Origin of the sequence: Aquimarina muelleri DSM 19832 (genome assembly GCF_000430665.1) — a bacterium.
Lineage (GTDB): Bacteria > Bacteroidota > Bacteroidia > Flavobacteriales > Flavobacteriaceae > Aquimarina > Aquimarina muelleri.
This window is the reverse complement of record NZ_KE387191.1, coordinates 18,999-34,049: the sequence shown is the minus strand read 5'-3', so window position 1 is coordinate 34,049 and position 15,051 is coordinate 18,999. Positions and strand designations below refer to the sequence as shown.

The window sequence follows — 15,051 nt, the reverse complement described above, 5'->3', positions numbered from 1 at the left end:
TACGCAATTCTCATCCGTAAATCGTATTATTTATCAATAATAATCTAAAACAAAACATTAATAAAACTAAAAAACACCTCGTAAAAATAAACGAGGTGTTCTTAACTATATTTAATTCTTTTTAAAATATTAATTTAATTGATTATAAGTTTTTGTGTATTAGTACTACCATCACTACTTATAATTTTTACTAAATAAACTCCAACACCCAAAGATAAATCACGTGTGGATATAGTATTTACTCCTGGTTGCAATTCTAAATATCCTTTTTTGCTTCCTAAAATAGTATAAATAGTGGCCCCAACTTTTCCTGTAGCATATGGATTAATATGTAATGAAAATACATCTTTAGCTGGATTAGGAGTCATTTTTAGTCCTGCAAGATCCCCTTCTTCTTCATTACCCAATATTGGCGAAACAGATTCTAATTCTGCTACCAAACTTTCAGAAGTAGCAGACTGCCCACAAGATCCTTCATATATTTTCACATTACTAAATACAGAAGTATTACCACTACCAGTATCATTATCATTAATAAAAACTAGTCTATTCATAGCTCCTGTATAAAAATTCCCTACTGGTATAGTATATTTTTTAGTTCCTGATCCTGAGTAATTATCAAAGTTACCTACTCCATAATTCTGTGTCCCATACACTCTAAAATATCTTGAAGAAGTAAGAGAGTTATCATTTTCAAAACCTACACCATGTATTTCTCCTTGAGAAGTGCTACTAAAATCAAATTCAATAACGGTATTTGATGTTACTGTATAATTTAGCGTTATATATTTCCAAGTATTATTTTGCATAGATATACCTGCTCCACCACTTACGATTGAAAAGTTACCAGCAGTATCTTGATTTGAAAATGAGGTAATCTGATAATCATTAAAATCAAGAGTTGTACACGTTGGTGGAGGTGGAGGATTTCCATCTAACCCCATAGCATTCCAAAAAGCAGGTATAGTAGCTCTTTCTCCAGAGTTAGAACCTCCTGATGAGGAACAACCTCCATAAGCATGAACTCCAATTGCGTTTCCTGTAGCTGCATCTATGATCGGGCTTCCAGAATTTCCTCCTGTTGTATCTGTTCTATATCTAACAAATGTATTTGTAACTGAAGATAATGGACCTGCATGAGTTTGCTGAGTTTGATTATCAATTCCCGTATCGGTACCAAAACCAGTAATTCTTATCGTACTACTTGGAGCACTTTGCACTACATTAAACGATTTTCCTTGTGCTTGTATAGGTGTTTTTCCTGTTTGTGAATTTGCACTAGCCGTAAATACTCCCCAATCATTAGCCTGACTTGGACTATTTATATAAGGAGACACAAAATTACCTATTGGATATTGATCTTCTGGACCAGGGTGTACTATTGTTCTATTTGGGTTAGATTTAGGCACATTAAACTCTATTATCTCAGATCTACTAGTTAGGCAATGCCCCGCTGTTACAAGTTTACCATTAGTAATAATCCAACCTGTACATCCAATTGGAACTATTCTTCCAATAGCATTATCTGCAGAATCTACTCGGTCATCTGCTGATCCACATTGCGATTTCACATTAGGATCTTCTTCTCCAACACCTACCTCGAATATGTTTAATCCAATGGATTTCTCTCCAGAAGCTATAGTTAGTTTTACAATAACTTTATCTCCATTAAAATAAGCTGTTGTGTTTTTCCAATCTTTTATAGTTTCTGCCGTTAATGTTTGTGTGGCACCATCTAAAACAGAAGTAATAGTTACAGTACTTTTAGCTCCAAGATTTACATCTTTAAAAAATAAACGTAACCATGTCGCTCCTTTTTCTGATATGCTTTGAGTAATAACTTCAGAATTACTTTTGTTGTTAATACCTTCCGATTTTAAAGTTATGTCATATTTTGTATAATGACGAGCAAGTTCATCCTGAGCAAAATTAACATACGGCGAAAGCATAAAAACCGTACATATTAACAGACTGAACTTCTGTACAGAATGTTTTAAAGTAAAATTAATTAAGTTTGTGTTTTTCATAAGAATAAGATTAAAAATTATGAGTTAGATATTAAATATAGTTAGTTCCTAAAATATTTATAACCTAAAGGGTTACAATAAAATAGTATTCCACTAACCGGTCATCTAATTTTTAATCAAATGAAAACCAGCGTTTTCTCGTATTCTTCTTATTTTCCAAAAAGAATTAGCTATTTAAAAATAGCTTTTATTCCTTGTACAATATAGAAAAGAAAAATCACTCTTCAAAAAAGTTTAGCCTACAAAATTTAAAATACTTTCATTAATGCCTATTTTTGCTTTTGATATTTATAATAATGACACAAGATACCATAGTTGCATTAGCAACACCATCTGGAGCAGGGGCTATAGCTGTTATTCGTGTTTCTGGAAAAGATGCTATTACTATTTGTTCTCCTTTATTTCGTTCTATTAGCGGAAAAAAACTAAGTTCCCAAAAAACACATACTATACATTTAGGTCATATTGTTGATGAAAAAAGGATGCTTGATGAAGTTTTGGTTTCTTTATTTAAAGGGACAAATTCGTATACTGGGGAGCCCACTGTCGAAATTTCTTGTCATGGATCAGTCTATATCCAACAAGAAATCATTCAATTATTATTACGCAAAGGTTGCAGAATGGCAAATGCAGGAGAATTTACGCTTCGTGCATTTATTAATGCTAAACTAGATCTATCTCAAGCAGAAGCTGTCGCCGATCTTATTGCTTCAGATTCTGAGGCTTCTCATCAAATTGCAATGCAACAAATGCGAGGAGGTTTTTCTAATGAAATTAAAAAATTAAGAGATGAATTATTGAACTTTGCATCCTTAATAGAATTAGAACTTGATTTTGCAGAAGAAGATGTTGAGTTTGCAGATCGTACTCAATTTAATAGTTTAGTTTTTAAAATTACGAATGTATTAAAACGTCTTATTGATTCTTTTGCTGTAGGTAATGTTATTAAAAATGGTATTCCTGTAGCTATTGTAGGTGAACCCAATGTTGGAAAATCAACCTTGCTTAATGCTTTACTTAATGAAGAAAGAGCTATTGTTTCTGAAATTGCCGGAACAACCAGAGATACTATTGAAGATGAAATTAATATTGGTGGAATTGGTTTTAGATTTATAGATACTGCTGGAATACGAGATACTAAAGATGTTGTAGAAAGTATTGGAATAAAAAAAACCTTTGAAAAAATAGAACAAGCACAGGTTGTTATTTATTTAGTAGATAGTTCTCTTTTAACTCCAAATCGTTTACAGGAATTAAAAACAGAAATAGGTAAGATAAAAAACAAATACCCACAAAAGCCTTTACTTATTGTTGCCAATAAAGTAGATAAGCTTAATGATGATCAAATTTTAACTCTACGATCTGAAATAGAAAACATTCATTTACTTTCTGCTAAACAAAACACAGGGGTTGAAGAGCTACAAAATAAACTTTTAGAATTTGTAAACACGGGAGCTTTACGAAACAACGAGACTATTGTAACCAACTCTCGTCATTATGATGCTTTACTAAAAGCTTTAGAAGAAATTCAAAAAGTACAATATGGCTTAGATTCTGGGCTTTCTGGAGATTTAATGGCAATAGACATTCGCCAGGCATTATATCATTTTGGTGAAATAACTGGTGAAATAACCAGTGATGATCTACTAGGGAATATCTTTGCTAATTTTTGTATCGGGAAATAGATTTTATTGCTTTTGGTATGTTTTTAGCTTTATTTCTCTTCGACTTTTTTCTTTTAATTGATTATTATTTTACAGCTATTTGTATTTTATGATACTACTTTTAGTTTATTATCATTCCAAGTAGTCGCTGACGGATAAAACCTATATAATAACCACTTCTTCTCTTCTTATTCTTCTTAATTTACTTCAGAAATACTTTTTTTTCTATAAAGAAATTATAAAAATAGTACTGTAAAAAGCAACCCTCAGTGGTTAACAACTCCTCTGAGGGTCTAAGCCGAAGCAAAAAATTAAACTAACTCAACTTACACTCAATTAAACTGCTCCAGCTTCTCTTCTATATTTTTAAGACATAGGTTATTGATACTACCTATATGACTATGTTTTGTGTTTTTTTCTGGTTTATAAGTACCTTTTTCAATATCTAATCCAATCTTTATATAAGCATCTCTAAAAGACATACCTTTCATTACCAGTTCATTTAAGGTATCTACACTAAATAGATAATCATACTTAGTGTCTTCTAAAATATTTTTATTTATACGCACATTTTTTAAAGCATACATTGCCATTTCTATAGATGCCTTTAAATCTTGAATAGCAGGTATGATACCTTCTTTAAGTAATTGTAAATCTCTATGATAACCACTTGGTAAATTATTAGTAATCAAGCTTAACTCATACGGTAACGCTTGAATTTTGTTACATTTTCCTCTTATTAACTCAAAGACGTCTGGATTTTTCTTATGTGGCATAATACTGGATCCTGTAGTTAATTCTGATGGAATACTCATAAAATCAAAATTTTGGCTCATATACAAACATACATCCATTGCTAATTTAGATAAAGTACCTGCTACACTGCTCATTGCTAATGCTGCTGATTTTTCAGATTTTCCACGACTCATTTGTGCTGCCACTACATTATATTTTAATGTTTTAAAACCTAACTCTTTAGTAGTAAACTCTCTATCTATAGGAAATGAACTACCATAACCTGCAGCACTTCCTAATGGGTTTTGATCTACCACTTGTAATGCCGCATCTATAAAATACAAATCATCTATAAAAATTTCTGCATAAGCAGAAAACCACAATCCAAAAGAGGAAGGCATCGCTATTTGCAAATGCGTATACCCAGGAAGCAAAACCTCCTTATAAGCATCTGCATTTATTAATAATTGTTGGGATAATTTTTTTATCAAAGATCTAATTTGGTTTAATTCATCTTTTAAATAAAGATGCATTGCAACCAAAACTTGATCATTTCGAGATCTTGCAGTATGAATTTTTTTACCAGCTTCTCCTAACCTATTTGTTAATTCAAACTCTATTTTAGAATGCACATCTTCGAACTGATTTTCTATCACAAAAGTCCCTTTTTCAATTTCCTTTAACAATATATTCAATTCTGTCTTAATTCCCAAGATATCTTCATCAGAAAGCAAGTCTATTTTATGTAACATTTTTGCATGTGCCAACGTTGCTTGTATATCATATTTAGCAATAACTAAATCTAACTGTCTGTCGTTACCTACAGTAAACATATCAATTTTCTGATCTGTTGCCAATCCTTTATCCCAAAGTTTCATCTCTTGTTTTTTTACTTTTTGCTCTTATTTATACTTTTTCTAAATCTCTAAAAAATTTATATTAGAATATTTTACACTATTCCTTCTAAAATTTTTATATACATCTTTACTCCTTCTTGAATTTCTTCAATATAAATAAATTCGTCTGCAGAATGGGATCTAGTAGAATCTCCTGGGCCTAATTTTAAAGAAGGGCAACTCAATACAGATTGATCTGATAAAGTTGGAGACCCATAAGTAATTCTTCCTAATTTAATACCTGATTGCACAATAGGATGGTCTTTGGGTATAGAGGAAGAACCTAAGTCTAATGATCTTGGGTTTATAGTAACATTTTTAGGCATTTCATTTTTTATGACCTTCAATACCTCTTCATTTTTATACATATCATTAACTCGTATATCAACTACAAAATCACAACTTGCAGGGACTACATTGTGCTGTTTACCTGCATTTATTTGTGTTACCGTCATTTTTACTTTACCTAAAACATCAGATACCTTTTCAAATTCATATGATTGAAACCATTGTATTACTGGTAAAGCATTATAAATTGCATTATCTTTATTTGGATGTGCGGCATGACTAGCGGTTCCTTTTACAGATATTTCTATCACCAAAAGTCCTTTTTCTGCAATTGCCAATTGCATCAATGTTGGTTCTCCTACAATAGCAAATTCGACATTTTTGAGATACTTTAACACACTTTTTAAACCTAAAGGACCACTATTCTCTTCTTCGGCAGAAGCTACTATTACAAAATTATATTTTAGGTTTTCTTTTGCGTAGAAGTAAGTAAATGCAGCCATAAGCGAAACCAAACAGCCACCAGCATCATTACTACCTAAACCAAATAACTTATCTTCTACTATGGAAGCTTTAAATGGATCCTTAGTATAATTTCCGTTTGGTTTTACTGTATCATGGTGAGAGTTTAACAAAATAGTAGGCTTAGAGGCATCAAAATGTTTATTATACCCCCATATATTATTATTTTCCCTTTCAAATGGGATGCTATTTGCTGTAAACCATTCTTCTATCAACAAAGCTGTTTTTTCTTCTTCAGAAGAAAAAGAAGGTGTTTCTATCAATTTCTGCAAAAGTACAATTGCCTGATTTGTAAGTTTCTTTATTTTTGGATCAGAGGGTATTTGAGTTTGCAAATCATCAAGTACCTTACCTTTATGGCTATCTGTTTGTAAATTATACATATTCTTTTCTATTTTTTTCATTTTCAAATTTTTAAAACTTATCCCTCTTCTCTACCAATAATCTAAAAGTAAGCTCACAAAATATACTTTCTCATTTATCGGATTACTCATAAACTCAATGTAGTGTGTTTGGTTGTATTATCTTTTATAAATTCTACATTTGCAATATGCACTTTACTTACTTTTTTTTGTAATGCATCAAAACAATTTTGAAGCTTAGGAAGCATCCCTTCTGCAATTATCTCATTATCTCTTAATTGCCCATATTTTTCTAAATCAATGTGTTCTATTACAGATTCTTTATCCTGTATATTTTCTAAAACTCCTTTTAGCTCAAAACAATAATACAACGACACTTCATAATCAATACTCATTGCCGAAGCAATTTCAGAAGCTACAGTATCTGCATTTGTATTTAATAATTGTCCATTCCCATCATGCGTTACCGCGCAAAAAACTGGCATTATATTTTGTTCTAAAAATATTTTTAAAATTTTATTATCTACCTTAATAACATCCCCCACATATCCATAATCCACAAATTGCTTAGGTCTTTTTTTTGCTATAATTACATTTGCATCTGCTCCTGTTAACCCTAAAGCATTACATTCATGATTTTGTAAACCAGAAACAATGGTTTTGTTTACTAATCCAGCATAGGTCATTACTACAATATCTAGATTATCTGCCGAAGTAATTCTTCGTCCATCAATCATTTCGGTCTTTATTTCTAATTTTTCAGCAAGTTGTGTTGCTAATTTTCCTCCCCCATGAACCAGTATTTTGTACCCTTCTATTTTTGAAAAATCTTTTAAAAAAGAATCCAACATTTTTTTATTTTCTATAACATTACCTCCTATTTTGGCAACTAATAATTTTTGCTTCTTCATTTTTGAAGTTTTTCTAGTATTTTCTTTAAAACTAATTGTACTGCAAATGTTCTATTATTTGCTTGCTCAATCACAATAGAGTTTTCACTATCTATTACCTTGTCTTCTACTACTACATTACGCCGTACTGGAAGACAATGCATAAACTTGCCATTATTGGTTAACTCCATCTTCTTTTTTGTCATCATCCAGGAAAAATCGTTAGATACTACTTTTCCATAATCTACATATGAACTCCAATTTTTAACGTATACAAAGTCTGCGTCTTTTAATGCATTTTCTTGATTATAATCAATAGGTACTTGTTTAGTAATCTTATTATCTAATTCAAATCCCTTTGGATGAGTAATTACAAAATTCGCATCCATTTTTTGCATCATTTCTACAAAAGAATTAGCTACTGCCTGCGGTAAAGCTTTTGGATGCGGAGCCCATGATAATACAACCTTTGGTTTATTTGTCTTTTTATATTCGGTAATTGTTATAGCATCTGTAAGTGCTTGCAAAGGATGCCCTGTAGCACTTTCCATATTGATTATTGGAATTGATGCATATTTAATAAAACCATTCAATACCTCTTCCCGATAATCTTCCTCTCTATTTTTTAGTTTTGCAAAAGCTCGTATTGCCAACACATCACAATATTGAGAAACCACCTGAGCGGCTTCTTTAACATGTTCAGAATTTCCTTGATCCATTATAGTGCCATCTTCATACTCTAAAGACCACCCTTCTCCAGTAAAATTCATTACAATTACATGCATTCCTAAATTTAATGCTGCTTTATGTGTACTTAGCCTGGTACGAAGACTGGGATTAAAAAACAGTAACCCTATAGTTTTATTTTTACCTAAAGTTTTATTTGCTAATGGTTTTTTTTTTATTTCTATCGCTTCCTTTAACCAATCGGATAAGGAATCTATATCTTGTATAGAAAAGTAGTTATTCATTAGTATTTTTCTAAATAATTGGTATTTCGACTAATGCACCTTGTAATGCATTTATAAACTGGTCTATTTCTTTTTTTCTAATAGTTAAAGGAGGAAGTATTCGTAATAATTTTTTATTCATTGCTCCACCCGTAAATACATGTTTTTCATAGATCATTTTTTTTCGTAACTCACTAACTTCAAAATCAAATTCTAACCCTAACATCAGTCCCCTTCCTTTTACTTTTTGGACTCCAGGTATTGTACTTGCTTGGGATATAAAATATTCTCCAGTTATTCTGGCATTATCCATCAGGTTTTCGGTTTCTATTACCTCTAAAACAGATAATGCAGCAGCGCAAGCTAAATGATTACCCCCAAAGGTGGTTCCCAACATACCATGAAGGGCTGGTATATGTGGTGCAATTAATATTCCTCCTATCGGAAAACCATTACCCATACCTTTTGCTACAGAAATTATATCTGGAGTTATACCATGATATTGATGCGCAAAAAATTTTCCGCTTCGACCATACCCAGATTGCACTTCGTCCAGAATAAGAACTACATTATGCTTTTTACAAAGAATTTCTAAAGCTTTAAAAAAATCTGTAGTTCCTTCATCTAATCCTCCTACTCCTTGTATTGGCTCTATAATTACAGCACAAACGTCCCCTTTTTCTAATTCAGTTTTGACTAACTCAATTTGGTTTAATGGCAAAAATGAAACGCTTTGCTGACTATTTAATGGTGAATTTATTTTGCTATTATCGGTTGCAGCAACTGCGGCAGATGTTCTACCATGAAAACCATTATGAAATGCTACAATTCTAGATTTTCCTGTAAAAAAAGATGCTAGTTTTAACGCATTTTCATTGGCTTCTGCTCCAGAGTTACATAAAAACAATTGGTAATTGCTATATCCAGATAACTGACCGAGTTTTTCTGCCAACTTAGTTTGAATACTATTTTGAACAGCATTAGAATAAAAACCAATTTTTTCTATCTGTTCTTTTATTTTTTTTATATAATGAGGGTGTGAATGACCTATAGAAATCACCGCATGCCCCCCATACATATCCAAATATTCTGTCCCATCTTTATCTACAACAATACAATTATAAGCGTTAACAGGCTCTACATTATATAATGGATATACATCGAATAGTTTCATTTTTTATTAATTTTTTATTTGTAGTTCATTATGGATTTTGATAAAAATATTATCCATTATTTTCTATTTTATGGTATTTATTTTTTCATAAGATGCCATAACTCCTTTTATTACTGAAGAGCTTAATCCTTGATGTTCCATCTCATTTAAACCTTCAATCGTACATCCTTGTGGTGTAGTTACTTTATCAATTTCTCGTTCTGGATGCGTTCCATTTTCTGCTACCAACGTGGCTGCTCCGATAGCGGTTTGTACTGCTATAATTTGTGCTTCGTGAGGATGAAACCCCATCTGTATTCCTCCTTGTATCATAGCTCTTAAAAATCTTAGAAAAAAGGCGATACCACTTGCTCCCAAAACTGTTGCTGCTTGCATAAGTCGCTCTTCGATCACTAAGGTTTTACCAATGGTATCAAACATTTTTTGTACTATTATTAATTCTTCTTTTACATCTTCATTAGCAGCAATACAAGTCATAGATAGTTTTTTTGATGCTCCTGTATTTGGCATTACTCTTACAATTTTATTGTTAGGAATCACAGCATTTATTTCTGCTATGGATGTCCCTGTAACGGTTGAAATTAGTATTTGATCTGATGTTACTTTATCCTTAATCTCCTGCAATACATTCTCTAATTGTCTTGGTTGTACACAAAGTATTATCCACTTTACATTTGTTATAGATTGTATTATATTTTGAGAAGTAGACACTCCTAATTTTTCTTTTACTTCGTTTAAATTATATTTAGACTTATCTACTACAGTAATATTTTGTTTTTCGAATATATCGCTATCTGCTAATCCAGAAATTATGGATTTCCCTAAATTCCCTCCTCCTATTATGGTTATTTTATTCATTTTTATTTCTTATTTTGTATGCATTTCAATATTATTGGTATAACATCCATCTTAAAATGCACTAGCTTTCAACTCTAAACCTGTTTTTTCTTTTAATCCAAACATTAAATTCATGTTATGAATTGCCTGTCCTGAAGCTCCTTTGATTAAATTATCAATTACCGATGTGATTAATAGCATTCCATTATTTTTACTGATATGAAGAATACACTTATTTGTGTTCACTACTTGTTTTAGATAAATTTCTTCTTCAGATATCTTTACAAACTCAGAACCTTTATAAAAAGAAGTATACATTTCTTTTGCTACCTCTATACTATCGTCATATTTAGTATACATGGTTGCATAAATTCCTTTACTAAAATTACCGCGATTGGGAATAAAGAAAATAGGAAAATCAAAATTGCTTTGTAATTGTTTCACATTTTGTTGAATCTCTCCTAAATGCTGATGTGCAAATACTTTATAACTAGAAAAATTATTATCTCTCCAGCTAAAATGTGTGGTTCCACCTGGCATTACTCCTGCTCCCGTACTTCCAGTTGTAGCATTAATATGTATTGCATCTTTCAATTTTCCTGAGGAAGCTAAAGGCAACAGTCCTAACTGAATTGCAGTTGCAAAACACCCTGGGTTCGCTATATTATTAGCAGTTTTAATTTGATCTTTTTGTAACTCAGGAAGACCATAGACAAAATCTCTATTGAGATATCTCTTATCTTGATGTAATCTAAAATCATTTCCTAAATCAATGATCTTAGTTATAGAAGAAAACTCATTGGTTTCCAAAAAAACTTTAGATCTACCATGTCCTAAACACAGAAAAACTACGTCTACATTTGGGTTTATTATATCTGTAAAACTAATAGCTATTTCTCCTATCAGATCTGGATGTTGTTTATAAATAGGATTCCCTGCATTTGTTGTACTATATACAAAATCCAATTCCACATTAGGATGGTGTACTAATAATCGTAATAATTCTCCTGCTGTATATCCAGATCCTCCTATTATTCCTACTCGTATCATAGTTTACCTGGGTTTATATTGTGATATATTTTATTGGCATTACCATAAATTTTAATAAAACCTTTAGCGTCTTCAGAGGTCCAAGAATTGTTCATTTCTCCATATTGCCCAAAATCTGATTTCATCATATCAAAATCCGATTCGATTCCTTCTAGTATAAAATGGTATGGTTTTAATTTTACTTTTACGTTACCCGTAACAGATTTTTGAGAATCTTCCATAAATACTTCAATATTTCTCATTACAGGATCCAAATAATTACCTTCATGCAATAGCATACCATACCAATTTGCCAATTGTTCTTTCCAATACTGTTGCCATTTGGTAAGTACATGTTTTTCTAATAAGTGATGTGCTTTTATAATAACGATTGGTGCTGCTGCTTCAAAACCTACTCTGCCTTTTATTCCTATAATAGTATCTCCTACATGCGTATCTCTACCTATTGCAAAAGCACTAGCTAATTCTTCTAGTTTTTGAATATTTCTGATGGGAGAATCTTTAACTCCATCTAATCCTGTTAATTCTCCTTTTTCGAAGTTTAAAAGGATAGTTTCTTCACTTTCTTTTTGAAGTTGACTTGGATATGCTTTTTCGGGTAGTGTATCATGAGATGTAAGTGTTTCCTTACCTCCAACACTAGTTCCCCAAAGTCCTTTGTTTATAGAATATTGTGCTTTTTCCCAACTATAATGAACTCCATGTTTTTGAAGATATGTAACTTCTTCTTGTCGGGAAAGTTTTAAATCTCTAATAGGAGTTATAATTTCTATCTCGGGCGCAAGTGTTTGAAAGATTACATCGAAACGAATTTGATCATTTCCTGCTCCTGTACTACCATGTGCTATATACTTTGCTCCTATCTTTTTGGCATGATTTATAACTTCTATGGCTTGAAAAATTCGTTCTGCACTTACTGAAAGAGGGTATGTACTATTTTTTAATACATTACCATAAATCAGATATTTAATTGCTTTATCATAAAATTCTTGTAATATAGTTTTATTACTATGCGAAGAACTTCCTAACTCGTATGCTCTTGTTTGAGTTTCTTTTAATTCTTTTTCTGAAAAACCGCCTGTATTTACCAAAATAGTATGCACTTCAAGGTTTTGTTCGTGAATTAGATATTTTACACAATAGGAAGTATCTAAACCTCCACTATATGCCAGTACTACTTTTTCCATAACAGTAATTCTTTATTGTTTTTAAGCATTATCGCTTGCTTAATATTTTTTAATCTTTTTAGTACCGCCTTATCAAACCACTTCTCTTTCTTACTATTTTTTTTGGCAGGATCATACAACATCCCAGTACATAGGCACATTTTATGCTCTTTAGATGTAAGAATATTAAAATTGGTACATGTTTTACAACCTTCCCAGAACTTAGGGTCGTCTGTTAATTCTGAAAATGTAACGGGTCTATACCCTAGATCTGAATTTATTTTCATTACTGCCAATCCTGTCGTTATTCCAAAAACTTTGGCTGTTGGATATTTTTTTAATGAATAATTAAATATAAATTCTTTGATGTTTTTTGCTAATCCTTGATTTCTAAAATCAGGATGTACAATTAAACCAGAATGTGCTACATATTTACCATGACTCCACACCTCGATGTAACAAAATCCTGCAAATTGATTACCCGATAGAGCAATTATTGCATTTTTGTTTTGTATTTTGGTTTGTATATATTCTGGTGTACGCTTTGCTATACCAGTTCCTCTAACTCTTGCAGAGTCTGCTATTACTTCGCATATTTCTTGTGCGTACTTATAGTGGTTTTCATCAGCAATGATGATGTCTACTTTTTTCATAAACGGACAACGCTTATTAAAGAAGCTTTAAATTAAGTTAGTAATCTGATTGTTCTAAATCCTGGATAGAAAGTGATTATGTTTCGTTTTTATGCGAAAAAAGACAATTAAATACTTTGAAGAAATAACTAAATTCTTCTTCATTTAATTTCACTAAAAGGATTTGATGTCTCTAGGGGAAGTAGGACGCACCTACTTCAAAAAAAGATTAGACCCACAAGGGGCGACGAAAACGACGTACAGTAATATCTATATTACTAAATGTGTTCGAAAATTGAACCTTAACTCTTGATAATGTATAATTTGACGTTTCCATAATAGTAACTCTAAATCGTCGGCCGTAGCCCCTTTCGTTAACTAGATGATACAATATTACGTAAAAAAATAATACATTATATTAGTAAATTTAAAAACTAACTGATTTTTATATTTTCTTCAATTTTAATCAACCACATTAATCAATATGATATTTTTTTCACATTAATTGTGTTTTTTAAATAGTTAATAATGTTAAAAAACTAAAAAACAGTTATGTAAAATTTTAAATCTCTAACAAATATCTATACCAAAAACTGAAACAAATCTGGCTTATCGTTTAGATAATCTCCAAAGAAATTATAAGCTTTCATCCTATCCATTAAAGGTTGTAGGTCTTTTTTATCTTTTAACTCTATACCTACCACCGCTGGACCGTTTTCTCTACTTGATTTCTTCGAATATTCAAAATGAGTGATATCATCATTTGGCCCCAGTACTTCTCCTACAAACTGTTTTAAAGCACCAGCTCTTTGCGGAAAACGAACGATAAAGTAATGTTTTAAATCTGCATACAAAAGTGCTCTTTCTTTTATCTCTGCGGTACGGGTAATATCGTTATTGCTACCACTTACAATACATACTACATTTTTTCCTTTAATCTTATCTTTATAAAATTCTAATGCCGCTAAGGTTAAAGCTCCCGCCGGTTCTACTACTATTGCATCTCTATTATACAAATCCAATATCGTTTGGCACACCAATCCTTCTGGAACAGTAATCATATCAGACAAATATGCTTTACATATTTCAAAATTTAAATCTCCAACTTTTTGCACTGCCGCTCCATCAATAAACTTATCTATATTATAAATCTCTGTATTCTTATTGTTTTGTATCGAAGTGAACATAGAAGGTGCTCCTGTTGGTTCCACTCCTATAATCTTAGTATTTGGTGATAATGTTTTCAAAGCACCGCATAAACCAGATGCCAATCCTCCGCCTCCTATAGCTACAAAAACATAATCAATAGGTACATTTGCCTGATTAAATATTTCTAATCCAATAGTACCTTGTCCTTCTATTGTTTTTACATCATCAAAAGGGTGTACAAATGTTTTTCCTTCAGAAGTACAGATTTGCATAGCAGCTTTAAAAGAATCATCAAATGTATCCCCTTCTAAAACTATCTTTACATGATCTCCTCCAAACATTTTTGTTTGTTCTACTTTTTGTTTTGGAGTTACCGATGGCATGTATATTGTTCCTTCTATACCTAAATGGTTGCATGCAAAAGCTACTCCTTGTGCATGATTCCCTGCACTGGCACAGACTACTCCTTTCTCTAGTTGGTATTTAGTAAGCGAACTTATTTTATTAAAAGCTCCTCTTATTTTATAGGAACGTACTCGTTGGAGATCCTCTCGTTTTAGCAAAACATTAGCTCCATATCTTCTAGAATACCGAATACTATTCATTAAAGGAGTTATCATAGCCACCTCATTAATAATAGTAGCAGCTTTTTGAATATCTACTAGCTTAGGAAAATATACAGGTGTAGTGGTTATGGTACTCATAATTA

General features: G+C 31.6%; 12 protein-coding genes. 1 reads left to right on the top strand and 11 read right to left on the bottom strand.

Annotated features, from left to right (window positions below; translation table 11 throughout):
* Positions 1-134: 134 nt before the first annotated feature.
* On the bottom strand, positions 135-2,027 hold the full coding sequence (locus tag H527_RS0120715) for a trypsin-like peptidase domain-containing protein (RefSeq protein WP_081414666.1): 1,893 nt from the start codon (positions 2,025-2,027) through the stop codon (positions 135-137).
* 293 nt (positions 2,028-2,320) lie between these two features.
* Between H527_RS0120715 and mnmE the strand changes: the two genes are divergently transcribed.
* Positions 2,321-3,712 (top strand): tRNA uridine-5-carboxymethylaminomethyl(34) synthesis GTPase MnmE, encoded by a 1,392-nt coding sequence (mnmE, locus tag H527_RS0120710; protein ID WP_027414406.1) that lies wholly within the window; start codon positions 2,321-2,323, stop codon positions 3,710-3,712.
* A gap of 311 nt (positions 3,713-4,023) precedes the next feature.
* On the opposite strand, the gene argH is transcribed toward mnmE, so the two are convergent.
* From argH to ilvA, 10 genes are all read right to left on the bottom strand, one after another.
* Positions 4,024-5,304, bottom strand: coding sequence for an argininosuccinate lyase (gene argH, locus H527_RS0120705; RefSeq protein WP_027414405.1), 1,281 nt, complete (start codon positions 5,302-5,304; stop codon positions 4,024-4,026).
* Positions 5,305-5,375: 71 nt separating this feature from the next.
* A complete protein-coding gene (locus H527_RS0120700; RefSeq protein WP_229809277.1) occupies positions 5,376-6,536 on the bottom strand; it encodes a M20 family metallo-hydrolase in 1,161 nt (386 codons plus the stop codon).
* Positions 6,537-6,622: 86 nt separating this feature from the next.
* A complete protein-coding gene (gene argB / locus H527_RS0120695) occupies positions 6,623-7,405 on the bottom strand; it encodes an acetylglutamate kinase (RefSeq protein ID WP_027414403.1) in 783 nt (260 codons plus the stop codon).
* On the bottom strand, positions 7,402-8,355 hold the full coding sequence (locus H527_RS0120690; RefSeq protein ID WP_027414402.1) for an N-acetylornithine carbamoyltransferase: 954 nt from the start codon (positions 8,353-8,355) through the stop codon (positions 7,402-7,404). Before H527_RS0120690 ends, argB begins: the two co-directional genes overlap by 4 nt.
* A gap of 10 nt (positions 8,356-8,365) precedes the next feature.
* Positions 8,366-9,508 carry an aspartate aminotransferase family protein gene (locus tag H527_RS0120685; RefSeq protein ID WP_027414401.1) on the bottom strand — a complete coding sequence of 381 codons (1,143 nt, stop codon included), beginning with the start codon at positions 9,506-9,508 and terminating at the stop codon, positions 8,366-8,368.
* A gap of 63 nt (positions 9,509-9,571) precedes the next feature.
* Positions 9,572-10,366, bottom strand: coding sequence for a pyrroline-5-carboxylate reductase (gene proC / locus H527_RS0120680; RefSeq protein WP_035089412.1), 795 nt, complete (start codon positions 10,364-10,366; stop codon positions 9,572-9,574).
* A 51-nt stretch (positions 10,367-10,417) separates the two neighbouring features.
* Entirely contained in the window at positions 10,418-11,395 is a 978-nt protein-coding gene (gene argC, locus H527_RS0120675) for an N-acetyl-gamma-glutamyl-phosphate reductase (RefSeq protein ID WP_027414399.1), read from the bottom strand.
* Positions 11,392-12,582 (bottom strand): argininosuccinate synthase, encoded by a 1,191-nt coding sequence (locus tag H527_RS0120670; protein WP_027414398.1) that lies wholly within the window; start codon positions 12,580-12,582, stop codon positions 11,392-11,394. The genes argC and H527_RS0120670 overlap by 4 nt, the downstream gene beginning before the upstream one ends.
* Entirely contained in the window at positions 12,570-13,214 is a 645-nt protein-coding gene (locus tag H527_RS0120665; protein WP_027414397.1) for a GNAT family N-acetyltransferase, read from the bottom strand. The genes H527_RS0120670 and H527_RS0120665 overlap by 13 nt, the downstream gene beginning before the upstream one ends.
* A 560-nt stretch (positions 13,215-13,774) precedes the next feature.
* A complete protein-coding gene (gene ilvA / locus H527_RS0120660) occupies positions 13,775-15,046 on the bottom strand; it encodes a threonine ammonia-lyase IlvA (protein WP_027414396.1) in 1,272 nt (423 codons plus the stop codon).
* Between the last annotated feature and the right edge of the window lie 5 nt (positions 15,047-15,051).